Below are 21,254 nucleotides of genomic sequence, written 5' to 3' on the forward strand. Positions count from 1 at the left end.
TTTACAATATTGTTTCTTTTTTTCTTGAAAAAATAAATAGTGTTTGATAATTAAAGATCTTATTTTTAAAAAATGGAAATACAATTTAGAGAATTTAACCCTTTCGATCTATGGATTTGGTTAGAATTTCCGACAGTTCCTTCTCGTATGGAACAACAATATATTGAAGAGTTATTAGATTCTTGGTTTTATCTCGGTAAATTAGGTGGCTTCAATGCCGAAAATTTACGAGTGCAAGATACTGGTGTCGAAATCAGCTACATGGAATATGATAATTCAGAGCTAGATCACGCTTTAATGGCTCCTATGCATAATATGGGAGAAATCGAATATTTGGGTGTTTGGGGACGATGTTGGTTTGATCTGGGTACTAGCGATTTAATCGCGATCGACATTTTAATCAATGCAATGAATCAACTAAGTAATGAATTTGTACAAATTAATAAACTAATAATAGGTGGTCAAAATGAAGATTGGCCTGTAAATGAGAATAATTCAGCATTTTATAGTCACTAGCAAATTCTTTACATTACAAAACCCCCTACGGACTAATTCGAGTAGGAGGTTTTGTGGTTAGAAGAATGAACCTGGCACTGAGCTATTTTTCCGGGAGGCTACCCTCCGAGTATCTTCGCCGCTACAGAGTTTCACCGTCGAGTTCGGGATGGAGTCGAAGTGGTTCCACTGCGCTAAAAGCACCAGGAATACTGTCTGGGTTTTACTGTAGATCAACCCTCAAGACTGCATAAATCTAGATGATTCAAGTCCAAATCAGAATAGTAGTAATTATTAATGGTCTAGTCGAGTTGAAGTTGGTCAAGCCCTCGGTCTGTTAGCACGCCTCGGCTGCAAACATTGCTGCTCTTCCACCTAACGCCTATTAACGGGTGTTCTTCCCGTGACCTTACTGGCAATTGCCATGAGAGTACTCATCTTGAGGTGGGCTTCCCACTTAGATGCTTTCAGCGGTTATCCTCTCCGCACTTGGCTACCCAGCGTCTACCGTTGGCACGATAACTGGTACACCAGCGGTGCGTTCTTCCCGGTCCTCTCGTACTAAGGAAGACTCCTCTCAATACTCTTGCGCCTACACCGGATATGGACCGAACTGTCTCACGACGTTCTGAACCCAGCTCACGTACCGCTTTAATGGGCGAACAGCCCAACCCTTGGGACCTACTTCAGCCCCAGGTTGCGATGAGCCGACATCGAGGTGCCAAACCTCCCCGTCGATGTGAACTCTTGGGGGAGATCAGCCTGTTATCCCTAGAGTAACTTTTATCCGTTGAGCGACGGCCTTTCCACGCAGCACCGTCGGATCACTAAGACCGTGTTTCCACCCTGCTTGAGTTGTCTCTCTCGCAGTCAAGCTCCCTTGTGCCTTTACACTCTCTGGCTGATTTCCATCCAGCCTGAGGGAACCTTTGTGCGCCTCCGTTACCTTTTTGGAGGCGACCGCCCCAGTCAAACTACCCACCTGAAACTGTTCTTCTCCCGGTTGACGGGCTCAAGTTAGAATTCTAGCCTCCCTAGAGTGGTATCTCACCGATGGCTCCTGCAATCCCACAAGACTGCTCTCAACGCCTCCCACCTATTCTGCGCAAGGAAAGCCCGAACCCAATTCCAGGCTATAGTAAAGCTTCATAGGGTCTTTCTGTCCAAGTGTAGGTAGTCCGTATCTTCACAGACAATCCTATTTCGCCGAGCCTCTCTCCGAGACAGCGCCCAGATCGTTACGCCTTTCGTGCGGGTCGGAACTTACCCGACAAGGAATTTCGCTACCTTAGGACCGTTATAGTTACGGCCGCCGTTCACCGGGGCTTCGGTCGCTAGCTTCATGCCTAAACACTGACCAACTTCCTTAACCTTCCGGCACTGGGCAGGCGTCAGCCCCTATACATCCTCTTTCGAGTTCGCAGAGACCTATGTTTTTGGTAAACAGTCGCCTGGGCCTCTTTATTGCAACCACCTCTCGGTGGCACCCCTTCTCCCGAAGTTACGGGGTCATTTTGCCGAGTTCCTTAGAGAGAGTTATCTCGCGCCCCTTAGTATTCTCTACCTGCCCACCTGTGTCGGTTTCGGGTACGGGTACTAAATCTTCAACACTTAAATAGCTTTTCTTGGCACTAGCTTTACCACACAGAGTCCTTAGACTCCTCCCAATCCAATCAGGGTGTGGTTATTTTTCATGCGTCCCTATCTAAGCTCCCATTTAGCAGTCAGGGAATATTCACCCTGTGTCCATCGACTACGCCTTTCGGCCTCGCCTTAGGTCCCGACTAACTCTCCGCGGACGAGCCTTCCGGAGAAACCCTTGGGCTTTCGGGGTATATGATTCTCACATATATTTTCGCTACTTAAGCCGACATTCTCACTTCTGTGTCGTCCACATCTGCTTGCCGCTAATGCTTCTCCCAACACAGAACGCTCCTCTACCACTACAGATAATTCTATAGTCCACAGCTTCGGTGACACACTTAGCCCCGTTCATTTTCGGCGCAGGAGCGCTAGACCAGTGAGCTATTACGCACTCTTTCAAGGATTGCTGCTTCTAAGCAAACCTCCTGGTTGTCTATGCACTCCCACCTCCTTTCTCACTTAGTGTGTACTTGGGGACCTTAGCTGGTGGTCTGGGCTGTTTCCCTTTCGACGATGAAGCTTATCCCCCACCGTCTCACTGGTAAAATTTCATTAGGTATTCTGAGTTTGTCTCACTTTGGTACCGCTCTCGCAGCCCGCAGCGAAACAGTGCTTTACCCCCTAATGAGTTCACTTACCGCTGCGCCTAAACGCATTTCGAGGAGATCCAGCTAGCTCCGGGTTCGATTGGCATTTCACCCCTAACCACACCTCATCCGCTGGCTTTTCAACGCCAGTCGGTTCGGACCTCCACTTAGCTTTACCCAAGCTTCATCCTGGACATGGTTAGATCACCCGGGTTCGGGTCTACAAATAGTGACTCAGACCGCCCTTGTCAGGCTCGCTTTCACTTTGGCTTCGGATATTACTCCTTAACCTGCCACTACCTGTAAGTCGCCGGCTCATTCTTCAACAGGCACACTATCACACGTTCAATCGTGCTCTAATTGCTTGTAGGCTAACGGTTTCATGTTCTATTTCACTCCCCTCGCTGGGGTTCTTTTCACCTTTCCCTCGCGGTACTGTTTCGCTATCGGTTACACATTAGTATTTAGCCTTACGAGGTGGTCCTCGCTGATTCACACGGAATTCCACGGGCTCCGTGCTACTCGGGATTCAGTCTGGCTACTTCCGTTTTCGACTACAGGACTTTCACCTTCTCTGGTGCAGCTTTCAACTGCTTCGTCTAACTTTGGTAAGTCCGTCTGACTGTCCCACTACCCCACCGACCTTAGTCGATGGTTTAGGCTGTTTCCGCTTCGCTCGCCGCTACTAAGGAAATCGCTTTTGCTTTCTCTTCCTTCAGCTACTAAGATGTTTCAGTTGGCTGAGTTCGCTCGCTCCTGCCTATATATTCAGCAGGTCGTTCATACAGGTTGCCCCATTCGGACACCCTCGGCTCATTGCTTGTTTCCAGCTCCCCGAGGCATTTCGTCGGTCACCACGTCCTTCTTCGCCTTTGTGTACCTAGGTATCCACCGTTAGCCCTTTGTAGCTTGACCTTGTATTGAGCATTTCTGCTCGATACTCTTTTTTCTCTACTTCTAGGTTTTTACACCTTGGACTTTTCTGACAAGTAAAACTTGCCGTCTTAGTTTTTTGACCTAATTACTTAGTTCTTTTTTGGCTCTATCACAAGTAATCCTTTTCTATGTTTTTCAACATTTCTCAGTCTTACTTCTTCTAGATATTATGCAGTTTTCAAGGTTCACCTCTGAACTCTTTAAAGTCCAGCATCCTCATTTCTTGCCTCGGCAATTCATGATAGTGCTGAATTTTAATCTCTTTATTTAGACTCTTGGTCTTTTTTTCTCTGGTGGAGGTAAGCGGACTTGAACCGCTGACATCCTGCTTGCAAAGCAGGCGCTCTACCAACTGAGCTATACCCCCAAACTCTTTTTAACTCCGAACTTCTAATTCCGAACTCCGAATTTAATTTTGTGGTGGGCCATCCTGGACTTGAACCAGGGACCTCACCCTTATCAGGGGTGCGCTCTAACCACCTGAGCTAATAGCCCTTGTCTTGGTCTAGTTTGAGCTAGAACCAGAACAATCAGTTTGACAGTTTTTCACAAATTACTTGAGGAATCGACCTTTGGTTTGACCTGTGATAACGAGACCTATATAATCGTCTTCGCTTCACGGCTTTGGTCTCCCTATAAGGAGGTGATCCAGCCACACCTTCCGGTACGGCTACCTTGTTACGACTTCACCCTAGTCACCAGCCCTGCCTTCGGCATCCCCCTCCACATAAGCGGTTAGGGTAACGACTTCGGGCGTGGCCAACTTCCATGGTGTGACGGGCGGTGTGTACAAGGCCCGGGAACGAATTCACCGCAGTATGCTGACCTGCGATTACTAGCGATTCCTCCTTCATGCAGGCGAGTTGCAGCCTGCAATCTGAACTGAGGCGGGGTTTGCTGAGATTCGCTTACGATCGCTCGCTTGCTGCCCTTTGTCCCCACCATTGTAGTACGTGTGTAGCCCAGAACGTAAGGGGCATGCTGACTTGACGTCATCCCCACCTTCCTCCGGTTTGTCACCGGCAGTCTTCCTAAAGTGCCCAACTTAATGCTGGCAACTAAGAATGAGGGTTGCGCTCGTTGCGGGACTTAACCCAACATCTCACGACACGAGCTGACGACAGCCATGCACCACCTGTCTTCGAGTTCCCTAAGGCACAGAAGCTATTACGCCTCCTTCTCGAGATGTCAAGTCCTGGTAAGGTTCTTCGCGTTGCATCGAATTAAACCACATACTCCACCGCTTGTCGCGGGCCCCCGTCAATTCCTTTGAGTTTCACACTTGCGTGCGTACTCCCCAGGCGGAACACTTAACGCGTTGGCTACGGCACTGCTCGGGTCGATACAAGCAACGCCTAGTGTTCATCGTTTACAGCTAAGACTACAGGGGTATCTAATCCCTTTCGCTACCCTAGCTTTCGTCCCTGAGTGTCAGTTACGGCCCAGTTGAGCGCCTTCGCCACTGGTGTTCTTCCCAATATCTACGCATTTCACCGCTACACTGGGAATTCCCTCAACCCCTACCGTACTCTAGCTGAACAGTTTCCACCGCTTGCCAGAAGTTGAGCTTCTGTCTTTAACAGCAGACTTGTACAGCCACCTGCGGACGCTTTACGCCCAATGATTCCGGATAACGCTTGCATCCTCCGTATTACCGCGGCTGCTGGCACGGAGTTAGCCGATGCTTATTCTTCAAGTACCGTCACTTTCTTCTTCCTTGAAAAAAGAGGTTTACAACCCAAAAGCCTTCCTCCCTCACGCGGTATTGCTCCGTCAGGCTTTCGCCCATTGCGGAAAATTCCCCACTGCTGCCTCCCGTAGGAGTCTGGGCCGTGTCTCAGTCCCAGTGTGGCTGCTCATCCTCTCAGACCAGCTACCGATCGCCGCCTTGGTAGGCTTTTACCCCACCAACTAACTAATCGGACGCGAGCTCTTCTCCAGGCTATAAATATTTCACCCGAGGGCATATTGGGTATTAGCAGCGATTTCTCCCTGTTGTCCCCATCCTGAAGGCAGATTCTCACGCGTTACTCACCCGTCCGCCACTAAATCCGAAGATTTCGTTCGACTTGCATGTGTTAGGCATACCGCCAGCGTTCATCCTGAGCCAGGATCAAACTCTCCATGATGAATCAAATCCATCAATTCAGTTGATTTTTTGACTCTTTTCGTTTTTTGTTATCCTCAGTAAAATTGCTTTTACTTGGGGATTGAATTAAGTTTTTTTAATTCCTAAAGTACTGTGTTTTAAAAACCGTCAAACTATTGATTTGTCTTGGTTCTGGGCGTTGCTGGGAGGTGTTGTTCTCTCAACCGCGCATTTACCAATATACTCATTCCATTTGAGAAAGTCAACCCCCTCGGCTGAAATAAAATTTAGGGAGAGAAAAAAATAGTTTTTTTTACATTAGACTAATTTCTCAAAACCCTCCATGCTATTGTGTTTGGGCAGATATTTAATTGGTAGATTTTTTATGTCTTTATCATTTCAAGAACTGATTGCTACCCTCAATAATTTTTGGAGCGATCGCGGTTGCATCATCACTCAGCCTTATGACACTGAAAAAGGGGCTGGAACCAAAAATCCGAGTACCTTTCTCAGGGCAATTGGTCCAGAACCTTGGGCTGTTGCCTATGTTGAGCCTTGCAGGAGACCCTCTGACGGAAGATATGGTGAAAATCCCAATCGTTTCCAGCAATACTATCAATATCAAGTGCTGATTAAACCTTCGCCAGACAATATCCAGGAAATTTATCTAGATTCTCTAAGGGCATTGGGCATTAATCCAGAAGATCATGATGTTCGTTTTGTTGAAGATAATTGGGAAGATGCTGCAGTCGGTGCTTGGGGTGCTGGTTGGGAAGTATGGTTAGACGGAATGGAAGTAACGCAATTTACTTATTTTCAGCAATGTGGCGGAATTGACTGTAATCCTGTGTCGATTGAAATTACCTATGGTTTGGAAAGACTGGCAATGTATTTACAAGATGTAGATGCCTTTACCAAAATCAGATGGAATGATCAGCTGTCTTACGGAGATATTTTCCTCCAGGCAGAAATAGAGCAGTGTACTTATAATTTTGAAGCGTCTGACCCCGACTTATTATTTAATCTTTTTAGTCTTTACGAGAAGGAAGCTAAGCAGCTAATTGATCGAGGTTTAGTCATTCCCAGCTTAGATTATGTTTTGAAATGTTCCCATACTTTTAACTTGTTAGATGCCAGGGGAGTTATCGCTGTGACGGAAAGGACTAGGTATATTGGCAGAATTCGTAGTATGGCTCGGCAAGTAGCTCAATTATATTTAGAACAAAGAGAAAGTTTGGGATTTCCTTTGCAAAAAATTGCTTAGAATTTCAGTCTTGGCTTGGGGGTTTATGTAGCCTGGAATTCAGGCTACATAATTTTTTATTTCACTGACATCTTATACCAGTACAAAATAACTCAAAAATTAAGATAAAGGAATCAATTTATTCTCCTTCTTGCCCCGTCCCTATGTCGGAGGAAACCTCTGACGGGGCGGTGCGCTTTTCCCTTTAACCTCTACCCCTTTTCCCAATAGCATAGGTAGATTACGCAGTAGGTGCAAGATCTGAGCCTTTAACTAGCGGTGCTTCAGAGCCTCTCTTGCTTGTTCGCGATCGTCAAAATGAATTTTTTCTGTACCCAAAATCTGATAATCTTCATGTCCTTTGCCAGCAATTAGAACTCCGTCTCCTGGTTGTGCATCTTGAATGGCAGTTGCGATCGCCTTCGCCCGGTCGCCGATGACAATTGGCTCAACAGTATCAGGAATTCCCGCCACCACATCTTTTAAGATCTGTTCTGGATTTTCTGTACGGGGGTTGTCGGAAGTTACTACTGCAACATCTGCCAGCTCTGCGGCAATTTTACCCATCAAGGGACGTTTAGTGCGATCGCGATCGCCTCCGCAACCAAAGACACAAATCATTTTGCCACTAATGAAAGGTCGAGCAGCTTGCAACAAATTTTTAAGGCTATCAGGAGTATGGGCATAATCGACAATAACGCTAATATCTTGATTGGGATTAATTTGCACCCGTTCCATCCTCCCTGGGACGCCAGAAAAGTGGGGAAGGCTGTCTGTAAGAATTTTCAAATCTACTCCCAAATGTAAAGCTGTACCGACTGCTGCGAGTAGATTGGCTAAATTAAATTGACCAACCAAAGGGGAATTAAAAGCTACTTTTCCTGCCGGAGTGTGCAACTTCCCACTAACTCCTGTAGGCTGATAATCTAAATCGCTAGTGTATAAATCAGCAGACTGGTTATTAACGCTGTAAGTCCAAACTTGACTACTATCTAGCTGTTTAATTAAACGTTGACCATAAGGATCGTCTAAATTAATGATTGCTTTACCATTTAAATATTCAGGGCTAAACAATAGAGACTTGGCTAGAAAATAGTCCTCCATGTCTTGATGATAGTCAAGATGATCCTGAGTCAAGTTAGTAAAGACTCCTACCTCAAATCCACAACCTTTGACCCTGCCCTGAGCTAAAGCGTGAGAACTAACTTCCATGACAGCATATTCATTGCCGGCTTTTACCGCCTCAGATAATTGAGATTGCAATTCCACTGCAAAAGGAGTTGTATGAGTTGCAATTTGGCTATATCCTTGCCAACGAGTGTACAAAGTCCCCAGCAGTGCGGTGGGATGTTTTGCTCGACATAAAAAATACTCAATTAGATGACTAGTTGTTGTTTTACCGTTTGTTCCTGTTACACCGACAGTGTTGAGCTTGCTTGTAGGATAATTATAAAAAGCGGCAGCGATCGCACTACAGGTAGAAATCATATCTTCAGCTTTAATTACACAGACATCTGCTGTAGGAGGCTGTTTGTCGGCAGCTTGAGGTGTTACCACTGCCGCGATCGCCCCTTGCCCCATTGCACTTTGCCAAAATTCTCCTCCATCAACTCTTGTACCAGGCATGCCAATAAACAAATCACCCTTTTGGCACGCATGAGAATTAGTGCATACTCGGTTGACTTCCAAATCTAGGGCAAAGTGTTCTGGTTGCTGAAGATTTACTTTGGCTAATAATTCGCGCAGCTTCATCATGATTATCTTGGGTAAAATGCGATTCAACTACTACATTTTGGACACTTTTTTACTCTGATATTATTAAATTTTTCTGTAACATTTGCTCCAATTTGGCTACAGAGGCACGGGGAGATAAGCGGGGTAAGATTTTTTCCCCTTCAGGCAACTTTTGACAAAGTACTGGTATTTCGTATTCGTAAGCGGCAAACCAGTCTTCGCGGGTGTTAATATCTCTTATTTCTAGGTCAAATTGGACATTGCTAACTTGCGCAAGTTTCTCTTGCAATCCTGCACATAAATGACAACCAGGTTTACTGTAGAGGATCAGATACATTGAGTAGTTTAATTATTATTCTTATTTAGAATAGCAATGTATGCGAGTTAATAAAAAGCCCAGCTCTGGCAAATTATGGAAAATACACAGTAATAAATAACATCAATTAGTATTTTCAAACTACAATAAGTAATTAAATTCACTTGATAAGACTTTAGAGTTCTAAGCTAGCAATAATTCAACAGTTTTTGCACATTTTTATTAAGCTTTTATCTATTTTTCAACACGTTTTCAACATATTTTCAACAATATTTTTTTGCAAGATAATATTATTTTGATAGTTCATTATCAAGTTGCATTGATTGTTGCACAATGCAACAATCAATTATTTGCTAAATATTGCGAATAAAATCAAACTAGAGACAAATATAATGATAGTAAAACTATTTACTATAAGATCCCAGTCATTTTGAATATTGACAAAAATTGAAAAATTAGCGAATATTCATATAGACATCAAAAGATATTTACTTGTGATTTATTTCTCTAGTATTAATTATTATTAATTGAACAGCAACACTTAACTTTTATTGATGTATTTAAATGGGTCGTAAAAAGCAATAATTCTCTTGATAGTAATCAAATAAAGCTAGTGAAATAAATATTCTGCTTGTAGATATTTAGACTAATTTATTATTTTTCTAAACAAGCAAATGAATCAAACATCTTGCATCAGCGTAGAAGCAGAAATTAACAGTGAGCTACATAAATCTCTGCTCAAGTATCTAGACTGTCATCCCTACTGGGATTTAAATCGAGTGCTTAATGCCTCTTTATCCCTATTTATGATGCAGAACTGGAGTCAAGAAAATGGCTTAAAACAGCAGGATTATGATACTTGTAGTCGTGTTTACCTTGATAGTATTTTTTATGAACACCATACTCATAGGCGTTATGAACAGAACAATTAATGCCTAAATCGTGATGCTAAATTACTCAATTAAGTTGGGATAAATCAAAATCTTGTAGGGTGAAGCTACAGGAAAGTGTCAAGAAACTGAATTTAGCTTAGCAAGCATTTTGGCATCATAAAGACCTTCCGACCAGTTTTTTGAGTCCTTAATCTGTTCTACAGTCAGGTTTTCTACGCCGAAAAACTTGGTTTTGTGTAAGTTGGCATCAGTCAGTAGGCACCCATTAAAATTAACGTCGCCGAAGTAAGCTTGAGCTAAATTAGCACGTACAAAATTGGCACCAACAATATTGGCACCGACAAAATCTACATCTTGTAGTTCTGCTTCTATAAAATTGCTATGGGTGAGATTTGCTCCGGTGAGATTACAGTTATTAAGTTTAGTATTAATTAGTTTGGTTTCTACTAAATTGGCATGGCTTAAATTGGCGTTACTCAGATTGGCGTTACTTAAATCTGCTCCTGATAAATAGGCATTACTTAAATCTGCTCCCGCTAAGTTAATTCCCCTTAAGTCAGCTTCGGGAGCATTAAAACCGCTAAGAGAAACTCGATCATCGTTTAGGTCTTGTAGAGCTTGCAATCGCGCGTAGCTATTTCTCAAACCATTAGCCGAGTCAATAGTTTTCCAGGCTTCGTAGTGAGCTTGTTTGTCTCTTTCTGGAGCTTCGAGAAAAAATAGCCAAACTGCGACCAAAATACTAAATCCTTCAACAATACTCAACAACACCGACTCTCTAATCTGACAGAAAAGCCATGATTCAGTGTTTTGACAAGCCTTTTCCGCCCCAAAAACAGTTTCAATTACCAGGATTAAGGCAATCAAAATGGTAGTTCCTCCCACAGCTAAGAGAATTCGATAAAAAGAACGTTGAAGTTTTTTATTGCCAATTTTCATGGTTACTAGTTCTCCTGTTGAGGGCAAATAGTAGAAGCCTAAATATTACTTCTACTATTTGTAATTTATGCTGTTAATTGTTTCATTTCTCTAGGTACACTGTCTTTAACCAAAGAGCGAGAATTGCCACCAGTTTTGATTGTGTCACCAACCATAGCAAACATGGCATCAATTTTACGTTTTCGCCACTCGGCAACGATTTGATCGATCTCTCTAGAAGATAAACGTCTTTCCATTGCTTCATAGAGATATGCTGCGTGTCTAGTTTCGTCTCGTGCCACACTTAAAATACTCTGTTGCAGATTACGACTTCGGGGTTCGTGAGCAGGTAATGCTCTTGACATCCGAGCAAAATCTTTACTAGCATCAAGTTCTAAAATATAAGTGCTAGCCATAAATACCAGCCAATCAATATTTTCTGCCTTCAGCGATTCTAGGTCGTAACCCCGATAATATTTAGCCATAAAAGGACTAGAATTTTTAGCTTTTGACTCCGACTGTTTTAGTTGCTTCATTTCGGCAGCACTTTTAACCTGTTTCCCTAGCTGCTTTAATCCGTGGGCAAATATTTGACCGTGTCGTTTTTCGTCCGCAGCATGGATGGTTAGTTTTTCTGCTAGCCATATATCTCCCTCGGTTTTAGCTCTCGCCCCCAAGGTTTTCAAAAAAGGAACTGCACCAGATTCAGCTAATTGGAATCCGGCTAAAGTATTGGGACGTGTTTGCGGATCGCGCAATCTACTTGCCAAAATATATGCCGTTGCCCCTGAACCAATGATATTGAGGATATTGTTAAAAAAATTCATTGCAATTTGATGATCTATAAATATGGCTGATTCGTCTTATTTTATTCAAAATAAAGTTTGTTGCTGCTATTCTCCAAGTCGAAATCTGAGCAGAAAGTTTTGTCAATAATTACTTGAATTTTCACAGTTGCGATGATTATCGAATTGCTTAAGATATTTTTACTCATTGCAGTTCATATTGAACCTACAATAACAGCAGTACCAAGACAGTCAATTAAAATTAACTCAGGAGTAGGCGTTATGGCTTATCAGGTAACTCTCAATGGTACTCAACAACTGACAATTAGCAATCAGGGTAAACAAACTCAAATTACTTTGATTGCCAGTAGTCCAGGGCAACAACAAAGTTAGAATAACAGCTTTACTACTGGGAAATGGGTTAAACCACCGCAGCTATTTAGCACTAACCAAGGTTTTTTGCTCTCAGTGTGGGGCAGAAGCAAAGCCAGGCGATCGCTTTTGTCGCAGTTGTGGTCAAGATTTAAGTCAGTAATCTTTGACTGCTCACCGCCAATAGCCTTTTTCAAACTGAGAGTTACTTTCAATGTTTATAACGATAATCAAGGGATAGAAAAAATATTTCCTTTTGATATTATTCCTCGTATTATTGATAGTAATGAATGGAAAAAATTAGAGCAAGGATTAAAACAAAGAATTCAAACTTTAAATTTATTTCTTAACGATCTTTATGGTTCTCAAAAAATCATCAAAGACGGGAAAATTCCTGCTGAAATAATTTATGCGGCTTCAGGTTTTCTCAAACCATGTTTAGGTATCAACCCCCCCCGTAGGAGTTAGGGCTGTTTCATTCTGGTAAAAGATAGATGAGGGATTAGGGAATTGGGGAATTGGGGATATTTTGAGACAAATATGCCGATTTTTCACGCATATTAATGGAAGCATAGTTGTTGTTAATCAACGAAATTTTTGCTCATTTAAGTCGAGCTACCAGAATAATTATCCAGAAAATTAAGACTAAATTAAGGCAAAAATCAGCTAACTTAAGTTTATTGCCCCATTTCCCTAAGTCCCAACTTCCCTAACATTTAAAATCGTTAACTTATTTGACTTTGAAATAGCCCTACCTCAAGTTGGGGGACTTTTTAGGGATTAGAAAACTAGATTAGGCAAAATATAGGATTTAAACTAAAGCCGCCGCTGCCGCTTTAACACCCGCCTTAGCATCAAAATCATGACCCAGCTCTAATAGAGTCGCTTCTAAACAAGAGATCGTCATCATCACGTCGCGATCGCTAATAAAGCCTAAGTGACCAATGCGGAATATTTTACCCTTGAGGTGGTCTTGACCACCTGCCAGAGCGATATCATATTTTTGTCGCATTATAGATCTAATATCTTCAGCACGATCGGTGGCGATCGCCGTAACCGCAGTACTAGCTGCATCATCGGGAGCGAGAAGGTCTAATCCCAATGCCTTGGCAGCAGCACGAGTGGCATTAGTTAAGCGTAGATGACGAGCAAAGATATTCTCTAATCCTTCTCTCTGCATTATCTGAAGGGCAGTTTGTAAGCCAAACATTAAATTGATTGGCGGCGTGAAAGGAGTACTATTTTTAGCGTTGGCTTTTTTGTATTTACCCAAATCCATATAAAAACGAGGAAACTTACTAGTTTCATAAGCCTGCCACGCCTTATCGTTCACGGAGATGAAACCTAATCCAGGGGGAATCATATAACCCTTTTGTGAGCCAGATGCGACCACATCTAAATCCCACTCATCAATGGGTAGATTGTATGCACCCAGACTAGTTACTGCATCGACAATGATTAGAGCTTTACCATGAGCTTTGACGTATTTGTTAATGGTTTCTAAGTCGTTAAGTACTCCCGCTGAAGTTTCCGAGTGAGTAATGACAACCGCTTTTATTTCCTTGTTGGTATCCGCTTCTAACTTGGTGCGAAATTCTTCTGTGTCGAGAGGTATTCCCCATTCAGCAGTAATTCGCTCAGTTTGCATCCCAAAAACCTCGCAAATTTGTGCCCAGCGATCGCCAAATTTACCATTTACGCCAACTAAAACGCGATCGCCTGGACTGAGAAAGTTGATCATCCCTGCTTCCATTGCCCCCGTACCTGATACGTTGAGGGATAGGACTTCGTTCTTAGTTTGATGTAGCCATTGCAAATTTTGATTGATCTCAGAGATGATCTTACTAAAATCACCGCTACGGTGTCCGATAGGATGTTTGCCTAATGCGCTTAATACTTTTTCTGGAACTGGGGTAGGCCCAGGAATCATTAATATGTGCTTATCTTCCATTAGTCTTCCTAATATTCAGCTGGTAGAATCGTTCATTTTATCTTATGTAGATGGTGTCATAACATTTACTAAAAAACTTAGTAGAAGTTTACTTTACTTACGAATTAAAACTGTTATCAAGAAGAATTAAGAAGAAGATCTAACAACTAACATTTCATGTCATGATAGTAAACTGCTTTTCTGAAACGAATCGAGGTTTAAATAATAATGGCTCATCTTAGATTAGGCGATACTGTCCCTGATTTTACTCAAGCTTCCAATATGGGGGATATTTCCTTCTATGAGTGGGCTGGAGACAGTTGGGTAGTTCTTTTCTCTCATCCTGCTGATTACACTCCTGTCTGCACTACAGAGTTAGGCGAAGTTGCCAAACTCAGAGCAGAATTTGACAAGCGTAACGTTAAAACGATTGCCTTAAGTGTTGATGATGTAGAGTCTCACAAAGGTTGGATTGGCGATATTGACGAAACACAAAGTACAAAAGTTGACTATCCTATTTTGGCGGATGCAGATAAAAAGGTTTCTGACCTCTATGACATGATTCATCCCAATGCCAATGCCAAAGTCACTGTGCGTTCAGTATTCATTATTGATCCTAACAAAAAATTACGTCTAACTCTAACTTATCCTCCTAGTACAGGTCGTAATTTCCCCGAAATTCTTAGAGTAATTGATTCTTTACAATTAACAGACAACTATCAAGTTGCCACTCCTGTTAATTGGAAAGATGGTGAAGATGTTGTGGTTTCTCCAGCAATTCCCACTGATGAAGCTAAACAAAAATTCCCCAAAGGAGTCGAAGAAATCAAACCTTACTTGCGGATGACTCCTCAGCCTAACAAGTAAAGTTAAAATGTTTGTCTTATATAGCTTTAGAATCTATTTTGAGGGTGGGTCTTACCTACCCTTTATTTATTTGTAAAAAGATTTTAATCAACTAATCGATTTAAATCCGAGATTGGAGCTTATGCTCGTTCTAAATTTATGAGATGATTAAGAGTTATTAATCGATTGTTTAGATATAGGAGTTAGAGTGTGGCAGAAATTCAATTTTCTAGAGGTATAAAAGAAGAGATAGTCCCTGATATAAAAGTTACTCGTTCTAAAACTGGAAACACTGGTACAGCTACTTTTTATTTTGAAGATCCCAAAATTTTGAGTAAAGATAGTACTGACGAGATTACAGGAATGTATCTGGTCGACGACGAAGGAGAAATCGTTAGTCGAGAAGTAAAAGGGAAATTTGTTAATGGTGAAGCTAGAGCAATTGAAGCTGTACTGATTATGAAATCAACAGATGAGTGGGAACGTTTTATTCGGTTTATGAATCAATATGCTGAAGAAAACGGTTTAGGATTAGATAAATCTTAATCTCCTAGATATTTTAGATAAAAAAATCAAGATAATTTCTAAGTACCGGGAGATTTCGTTTAGTACGAAATTTCCCGATTGTTAACTATTCTTTTGTTAATGTATGAACATAAATGCTAATAAATAAGCATCATTATATTTTGTCTATTTTTAGGTATTTTTATTAACCAAAAATATATAGACATTTATAAACGTTGTGTTTAAATATGCTTAGAGAATTGGTATTTGAATTGGTATTCTAATGCTTTTTTCTCTTGTGTAGATGCAAACAAAGTTAGTTAATTATGATTCATAAATTACTGGCTACTTCAAAATGTATTGGAGTGTTGGCAATAACATTTGTAACGGCAAATCCCGTTTTAGCTAATTCCACGGAATATGTCTTCAGTGCCCCTCCAGAAGTTGATAACGAGTTAACAGACATTCCCCAGAGCGAAACAGATTATCCCCTTTATGAATGTAATACTGAACAAATCCCGGCGGAAGAGAAAGCACAAGCTGAAGAGACTGAACAAGTTGAAGAAAATGTAATTGATTCTCATAATTGCGATTGTATAGACTGTGAGAATGCTACTCAAAATAATTTAGAACAAAATTGACTATGACCAGTCAATTAATAGATGGGATTAAAATATCTTTAGATTTATTTAACCAAAGTAGTACGCGTATTATTTGGAACTTATTTCTAGCTTTTATTCCTCTTCTACTTAGTTTTTATCTATTTCGTCCCTCAGCTTTACGTAATTTTTTTTGGTGGACTATTTTTATAGTTTTTATCGTATTTTTACCCAACGCACCTTATATTTTGACAGATTCAATTCATATTATTGAATTAAGTCAGCAAAGTTATCCCACTTGGTCAATTATCTCGATCTTGATCCCACAGTATTTGGTTTTTATTGTTGCTGGGTTTGAAGCTTATGTGATTTCATTAACTCAGCTAGATAATTATTTGCTTAATCAAATATCTCGAAGCAATTTAGTTTTGATTAATGCGATCGCTCATGGTTTATGTGTCGTTGGCATTTATCTGGGCAGATTTGAAAGATTTAATAGTTGGGACTTGATAACTAAACCAGGAGAAGTTTTCCTCACAACTTGGCAAGATTTATTTGATAGCTGGAAACTTTTTACTTTGGCGATCGCTTTTTTATTAATTTGGCTACTTTCGGAATTAACTAAGTTAGTTAATAAGAAGATCCAACTATTTCTTAATTACTAATTATTAATTGAGGATTAATTGTCAATTGCAGACTGAGAAGTTTGAATCAAAATCTGTTCAACAATTGCATCTGGTTCCAGAGAAACATCAATTACTATAGTATTTTCATTTTGAGGTTCTTCAAGGGTATCGAATTGACTGCGTAATAAATCTGCATTCATAAAATGTCCTTGACGCTGTTTGATTCTGGCTTGAATGCAGTCATAGTCTCCTTGAAGGTAAATAAAAACGACGTTAGGATTATTTTGACCGAGAATTTTGCGATAATCTGACTTAAGAGCAGAACAGGCTAAAATTCCCTGGTGATTTTCTTGTAAATTATGGTCAATCAAATGCTGAAGCTCTTCTAGCCAAGACTGGCGATCGCCATCTGTCAAAGGAATTCCCCGATTCATTTTGTCGATATTAGCCTGAGGATGAAAGTCGTCCGCATCATAAAATTTCCAGCCAGTGTGATCGCTTAATAATTTGCCGATAGTCGATTTACCAGCACCAGAGACACCCATAATGATATAAAACATACAAGAACTAAATCAGGGATTAACGATAGACTATAATATCTGTTCCGAGCAAAACATAAGTTTAAATATTTTTAATAACATTCACATTTTATGAGTGCGACTGCAACAATTTCTCCGACTACTAATTATGACGTAGTAGTTATTGGTTCAGGTATTGGTGGTTTAGTGACAGCGACACAACTAGCAGCCAAGGGAGCGAAAGTATTAGTTTTAGAACGCTATCTAATTCCAGGCGGTAGTGGTGGCTATTTTGAAAGAGAAGGATATCGCTTTGATGTTGGAGCCTCGATGATTTTTGGCTTTGGCGATAAAGGAACAACCAATCTAATGACTCGCGCATTAGACGCGGTAGATATGAAAATTGAAACCATCGCCGACCCCGTTCAAATTCACTATCATTTGCCAGATGAGCTAGAGCTAAAAGTTCATCGCGATTACGAAGCATTCTTACAAGAATTGATTGCTCTTTTTCCCCACGAAGAAAAGGGTATTCGTCGCTTTTATGGTGAATGTTGGGATGTATTTAACTGTCTGAACTCGATGGAGTTGCTTTCTTTAGAAGAACCTCGTTATCTAATGCGAGTATTTTTCCAAAAACCTTTATCTTGTCTGGGTTTAGCTAGGTATTTACCTGTAAATGCGGGAGATGTAGCTCGTAAGTATATCAGCGATCCGAAGTTACTCAAATTTATCGATATGGAGTGCTATTGCTGGTCTGTTGTTCCCGCTGCCAAAACTCCTATGATCAATGCGGGAATGGTATTTAGCGATCGCCATTACGGAGGGATCAATTATCCGAAAGGTGGTGTCGGACAAATTGCTCAGAAGTTAGCCGACGGTTTAACCCAGGCTGGGGGAGAAATTAAATATAAAGCTAGAGTAACCAACATCCTGATTGAGAATGGTAAGGCAGTAGGAGTTAAACTAGCTGATGGTGCAGAATATCGAGCCCAAAGAATCGTTTCTAATGCGACTCGCTGGGATACCTTCGGTAAACTCCTTCCCTCAGAATATACTCCCAATAAAGAAAAAAGATGGCGAGAAAGATATAAAAAGTCTCCTAGTTTTCTTAGCCTCCACTTAGGGGTAGATTCCAGTGTTCTACCTGAAGGTACAGAGTGTCATCATATTCTGCTAGAAAATTGGGACAAGATGGAAAATAGTGAAGGAACAATATTTGTTTCGATTCCAACTCTTCTCGATCCTAGCTTAGCTCCTGAAGGACACCAGATCATACATACCTTCACCCCTAGTTGGATCGAAGATTGGCGAGGGTTATCTCCCCAAGAGTATCAGCAAAAAAAAGAGGCTGCTGCTGAGAATTTAATTCATCGCCTAGAAGCAATTTTTCCTGGACTATCCGCAGGATTAGATTATCAAGAAGTTGGCACCCCACGCACTCATCGTCGTTTTTTGGGCAGAGAAGACGGTACCTATGGTCCAATTCCGCGGCGTAAGTTAGCTGGTTTATTGGGTATGCCTTTTAATCGCACTAGTATTCCTGGGTTATATTGCGTCGGTGATAGTACTTTTCCCGGTCAGGGATTAAATGCCGTTGCCTTTTCGGGGATGAGTTGTGGTCATCGGGTAGCTGTAGATTTAGGATTGTAAGCTACTGGTCATCAATCAGTAATAGATAAGTTTCTTTAAATTGGATAAGTTTGCTCTAAGAGACTGTTCGTGAATTATTATTAAGATGACTGCGAGCTTTGCTGTTAGATGGTTTCAATCACTTTAGTTTAAATGAACTAAAAATATCTAAAATATATATAAATCAATTACTTTACATTAGTTTACGAACAGTCTCTAAGCTAGAAGGGTCAATAGTTGGCAATTTTGGCATGGTTCAGGATTCTGTATCTAAAGTGCATAAAATTAAAATTTTGCTCATAAATCTAAATAAATCCAAATCAACTGAAGATTTAAGTGAGCAAAGTTATTTGCTGCCAATATTAGCAGCAATAAGACTATTTTGGCTCTCTATTTTTTGTTGCCAATATAACAGCAATAAGACTATTTTGGCTCTCTATTTTCAGTAATTCAATCTGAACAATTGAAGGAGAACAACGCCATGAGCACATCTTTTACTCCCTCTTTGGAGCTAGACTCAGAAACTCAACTAGTTACTGTTGACGATCCGACACCTACTGTTTCCGTGTTGTGGGATCGGGCAGTACAACAAGCAGTTATCAATACCAGTCCTGGACCAACTGTTGCCTCCCGCGCTTATGCCATAGTACACACGGCGATGTTTGATGCTTGGGCTGCCTATGATCCACAGGCGATATCCACTCAACTAGAAGATGATTTACAGCGTCCAACAGCAGAAATTACCGACGCTAATAAGAGCGAGGCGATGAGTTATTCAGCTTACCGCGTCCTGACTACATTATTTCCTGACCAAGTTGCCATTTTTGATGAGTTGATGCAGGAATTGGGCTTAGATCCTAATAACACGACAACCGATACTACTACTGCGGCTGGGATTGGTAACGTTTCTGCTACAGCCTTACTAGAATTTCGGACTCAAGATGGCTCTAATCAGCTCGGTAACGACCCGAATGGCACTCTTGGTGTACCTTATTCTGACATTAGTGGCTATCAGCCTATAAATCAACTTGGTGAAACCATTAATATTGAACATTGGACACCAGAAAGAGTCCCTATTGATTCTCAACCAGGGGAAGAAGAGAGTATTCAAGAATTTCTGACTCCTCAATGGGGGGAAGTTATTCCATTTGGTTTAGAATCTGGCGATCAGTTGCGACCAGAGGCTCCCGAACCTTTCCTCTTAGTCGATGGGGAAGTAGATTTAGAAGCGCAAACTATTACTCTCCCAAATGGTTCAGTATTACCGATTAGTAAAGATCTTATTGGTACGGTTATTAATCCCGAATTTATTGCTCAAGCGGAGCAAGTTGTTAATACTAGTGCCAATCTGACCGATGAACAAAAGCTGATAGCTGAGTTTTGGGAAGATGGTGGTGGGACTGCTTTCCCTCCAGGTACTTGGATGACCTTTGGACAATTTGTCTCTGCTAGGGACGAGCACAGTCTCGATGATGATGCCAAGCTGTTCTTTAGTCTTGGTAACGCAGTCTTTGATGCAGGTATTGCTACCTGGGAGGCGAAGAAATTTTATGATTATACTCGTCCTGTACGGTTAATTCGAGACTTGGGTGAGCTGGGACTTATAGGCGAATTTAATGAGGAACTCGGTGGTTATGCCATTGAAGCTTGGAGTGGTCCAGGAGAAGGAACTAAAACTATCCTAGCTACTGATTTTTTGACATACCAAACTCCTGGAAGCCATCCTTCCCCACCCTTTGCTGAGTATACTTCTGGACACAGTAGTTTCAGTGCAGCAGGAGCAGGAATTCTAGAGTTGTTTACCGGTAGAGATGATTTTGGCGCGACTGTTACTTTTGAACCTGGAGAATCTCGCTTTGAACCGCAGGTTACTCCCCAACAGGATGTTACTTTAGCCTGGGAAACTTTTACAGCAGCAGCAGATGAAGCTGGTATTTCGCGTATCTATGGCGGTATTCACTTTGAAGATGGGGATCTTAATGGTCGGACTTTAGGGCAAGAAGTTGCTCACGAAGTTTGGGAAGAAGCCCAATTCTACATTCAAGGCGGCGAAGTATTACCATTGGAATCGGACGCTCTTTTATTAGGAGTAAAAGATCGGGTTCTAGTTGGTAGTGATGATGAGGATATTTTCTTAGCTGATCAAGCCGGGAATAATGCCTTTGTTGGCCAAGGTGGTAACGATGTTTTTTGGGTGGCTCATCAAGAAGTTCCTCAGACGGCTCATCAAGTACTCGACTTCGAACTCAGTCAAGATGTGATTGGTATTAGCGGTCTAACGGATGTTTTCTCGATTGACGATTTGAGTTTTGCTCAAGCAGGGGATAGTACTCTTGTTGCTGCTGGCGATCACGACTTAGTACTTGTTCAAGGAGTTGATCCTAATGACCTTCACTCTACTGATAATTTTACTTTTCTTTAACGAGACTTAGACAAAAAAACACAAAATAACAGCCTCAAACCAAGACAGAGCAAGGGATATACCCCAAGCACCAAAAAATAGCTCAAACCCAAGTATCGCAGTACGTTAATCGGTTAGGACAAGTTTAGTTAACTGCTCGTAAGTAATGAGTAATGAGTAACGAGT

The 21,254-nt window shown here is 41.4% G+C and carries 17 protein-coding genes, 2 tRNA genes, 3 rRNA genes and 1 pseudogene; 12 read left to right on the forward strand and 11 right to left on the reverse strand.

The annotated features are described in order from the left end of the window. The first annotated feature begins 72 nt into the window (after positions 1 to 72). Positions 73 to 516, forward strand: a complete 444-nt coding sequence (locus PLEUR7319_RS0124130; protein ID WP_019507802.1) for a DUF3531 family protein — start codon at positions 73 to 75, stop codon at positions 514 to 516. Between the two features lie 69 nt (positions 517 to 585). On the opposite strand, the gene rrf is transcribed toward PLEUR7319_RS0124130, so the two are convergent. The 5 genes from rrf to PLEUR7319_RS0124155 form a co-directional block, all read right to left on the reverse strand. Then, a 5S ribosomal RNA gene (rrf, locus tag PLEUR7319_RS0124135) occupies positions 586 to 703 on the reverse strand. A gap of 109 nt (positions 704 to 812) precedes the next feature. Continuing rightward, positions 813 to 3,641 (reverse strand): 23S ribosomal RNA (locus PLEUR7319_RS0124140). Between the two features lie 312 nt (positions 3,642 to 3,953). Next, positions 3,954 to 4,029, reverse strand: a tRNA-Ala gene (locus tag PLEUR7319_RS0124145). Positions 4,030 to 4,080: 51 nt separating this feature from the next. Beyond that, a tRNA-Ile gene (locus tag PLEUR7319_RS0124150) sits at positions 4,081 to 4,157 on the reverse strand. Between the two features lie 141 nt (positions 4,158 to 4,298). Next, positions 4,299 to 5,791 (reverse strand): 16S ribosomal RNA (locus tag PLEUR7319_RS0124155). The 16S, 23S and 5S rRNA genes sit together here with 2 tRNA genes alongside, the layout of an rRNA operon. 345 nt (positions 5,792 to 6,136) lie before the next feature. Between PLEUR7319_RS0124155 and glyQ the strand changes: the two genes are divergently transcribed. Further along, positions 6,137 to 7,015, forward strand: a complete 879-nt coding sequence (gene glyQ, locus PLEUR7319_RS0124160) for a glycine--tRNA ligase subunit alpha (protein ID WP_019507803.1) — start codon at positions 6,137 to 6,139, stop codon at positions 7,013 to 7,015. A gap of 252 nt (positions 7,016 to 7,267) precedes the next feature. On the opposite strand, the gene PLEUR7319_RS0124165 is transcribed toward glyQ, so the two are convergent. Both PLEUR7319_RS0124165 and PLEUR7319_RS0124170 read right to left on the reverse strand, forming a co-directional pair. Next, positions 7,268 to 8,746, reverse strand: coding sequence for a UDP-N-acetylmuramoyl-L-alanyl-D-glutamate--2,6-diaminopimelate ligase (locus tag PLEUR7319_RS0124165; RefSeq protein WP_019507804.1), 1,479 nt, complete (start codon positions 8,744 to 8,746; stop codon positions 7,268 to 7,270). A 52-nt stretch (positions 8,747 to 8,798) separates the two neighbouring features. Beyond that, a complete protein-coding gene (locus PLEUR7319_RS0124170; RefSeq protein ID WP_019507805.1) occupies positions 8,799 to 9,065 on the reverse strand; it encodes a glutaredoxin family protein in 267 nt (88 codons plus the stop codon). A gap of 653 nt (positions 9,066 to 9,718) precedes the next feature. Here PLEUR7319_RS0124170 and PLEUR7319_RS0124175 point away from each other — a divergent pair. Further along, positions 9,719 to 9,976 (forward strand): DUF2811 domain-containing protein, encoded by a 258-nt coding sequence (locus PLEUR7319_RS0124175; RefSeq protein WP_019507806.1) that lies wholly within the window; start codon positions 9,719 to 9,721, stop codon positions 9,974 to 9,976. A 78-nt stretch (positions 9,977 to 10,054) separates the two neighbouring features. Here the strand turns inward: PLEUR7319_RS0124175 and PLEUR7319_RS0124180 are convergent, their stop codons facing one another. After that, positions 10,055 to 10,876: a pentapeptide repeat-containing protein gene (locus PLEUR7319_RS0124180; RefSeq protein WP_019507807.1), complete on the reverse strand. Its 822-nt coding sequence runs from the start codon at positions 10,874 to 10,876 to the stop codon at positions 10,055 to 10,057. Between the two features lie 65 nt (positions 10,877 to 10,941). Then, positions 10,942 to 11,682 (reverse strand): hypothetical protein, encoded by a 741-nt coding sequence (locus PLEUR7319_RS0124185; protein WP_019507808.1) that lies wholly within the window; start codon positions 11,680 to 11,682, stop codon positions 10,942 to 10,944. A gap of 132 nt (positions 11,683 to 11,814) precedes the next feature. Between PLEUR7319_RS0124185 and PLEUR7319_RS0124190 the strand changes: the two genes are divergently transcribed. The 3 genes and pseudogenes from PLEUR7319_RS0124190 to PLEUR7319_RS0124195 all read left to right on the forward strand — a co-directional run. Continuing rightward, positions 11,815 to 12,033, forward strand: coding sequence for a hypothetical protein (locus PLEUR7319_RS0124190; protein ID WP_019507809.1), 219 nt, complete (start codon positions 11,815 to 11,817; stop codon positions 12,031 to 12,033). Next, entirely contained in the window at positions 12,002 to 12,175 is a 174-nt protein-coding gene (locus PLEUR7319_RS43645; RefSeq protein ID WP_144054368.1) for a zinc ribbon domain-containing protein, read from the forward strand. Before PLEUR7319_RS0124190 ends, PLEUR7319_RS43645 begins: the two co-directional genes overlap by 32 nt. Before the next feature lie 20 nt (positions 12,176 to 12,195). Further along, positions 12,196 to 12,468: pseudogene (locus PLEUR7319_RS0124195) on the forward strand (circularly permuted type 2 ATP-grasp protein); the annotation flags it as partial. 355 nt (positions 12,469 to 12,823) lie between these two features. On the opposite strand, the gene PLEUR7319_RS0124200 reads toward PLEUR7319_RS0124195, so the two are convergent. Beyond that, complete coding sequence (locus PLEUR7319_RS0124200) at positions 12,824 to 13,963, reverse strand: alanine--glyoxylate aminotransferase family protein (protein WP_019507811.1); 1,140 nt, start codon at positions 13,961 to 13,963, stop codon at positions 12,824 to 12,826. Positions 13,964 to 14,170: 207 nt separating this feature from the next. Here PLEUR7319_RS0124200 and PLEUR7319_RS0124205 point away from each other — a divergent pair, with 207 nt between their 5' ends. The 4 genes from PLEUR7319_RS0124205 to PLEUR7319_RS0124220 all read left to right on the forward strand — a co-directional run bounded on the left by PLEUR7319_RS0124205 (position 14,171) and on the right by PLEUR7319_RS0124220 (position 16,556). Further along, the gene (locus PLEUR7319_RS0124205; protein ID WP_019507812.1) at positions 14,171 to 14,809 is read left to right on the forward strand and encodes a peroxiredoxin; all 639 of its coding nucleotides are present in this window, start codon (positions 14,171 to 14,173) and stop codon (positions 14,807 to 14,809) included. Between the two features lie 189 nt (positions 14,810 to 14,998). Beyond that, complete coding sequence (psb28, locus tag PLEUR7319_RS0124210; protein WP_019507813.1) at positions 14,999 to 15,334, forward strand: photosystem II reaction center protein Psb28; 336 nt, start codon at positions 14,999 to 15,001, stop codon at positions 15,332 to 15,334. A 284-nt stretch (positions 15,335 to 15,618) separates the two neighbouring features. Then, the gene (locus PLEUR7319_RS36545) at positions 15,619 to 15,933 is read left to right on the forward strand and encodes a hypothetical protein (protein ID WP_019507814.1); all 315 of its coding nucleotides are present in this window, start codon (positions 15,619 to 15,621) and stop codon (positions 15,931 to 15,933) included. A 2-nt stretch (positions 15,934 to 15,935) separates the two neighbouring features. Beyond that, the gene (locus tag PLEUR7319_RS0124220; RefSeq protein ID WP_019507815.1) at positions 15,936 to 16,556 is read left to right on the forward strand and encodes a DUF1361 domain-containing protein; all 621 of its coding nucleotides are present in this window, start codon (positions 15,936 to 15,938) and stop codon (positions 16,554 to 16,556) included. A gap of 14 nt (positions 16,557 to 16,570) precedes the next feature. On the opposite strand, the gene PLEUR7319_RS0124225 is transcribed toward PLEUR7319_RS0124220, so the two are convergent. After that, entirely contained in the window at positions 16,571 to 17,077 is a 507-nt protein-coding gene (locus PLEUR7319_RS0124225) for a gluconokinase (protein WP_019507816.1), read from the reverse strand. A gap of 90 nt (positions 17,078 to 17,167) precedes the next feature. On the opposite strand from PLEUR7319_RS0124225, the gene crtH reads away from it, so the two are divergent. Beyond that, entirely contained in the window at positions 17,168 to 18,688 is a 1,521-nt protein-coding gene (gene crtH / locus PLEUR7319_RS0124230; protein ID WP_019507817.1) for a carotenoid isomerase, read from the forward strand. Positions 18,689 to 19,148: 460 nt separating this feature from the next. Beyond that, the gene (locus PLEUR7319_RS0124240) at positions 19,149 to 21,089 is read left to right on the forward strand and encodes a vanadium-dependent haloperoxidase (RefSeq protein ID WP_019507819.1); all 1,941 of its coding nucleotides are present in this window, start codon (positions 19,149 to 19,151) and stop codon (positions 21,087 to 21,089) included. Positions 21,090 to 21,254 lie beyond the last annotated feature (165 nt).

The organism is Pleurocapsa sp. PCC 7319 (assembly GCF_000332195.1).
In the GTDB taxonomy this organism is placed as follows: Bacteria; Cyanobacteriota; Cyanobacteriia; order Cyanobacteriales; family Xenococcaceae; genus Waterburya.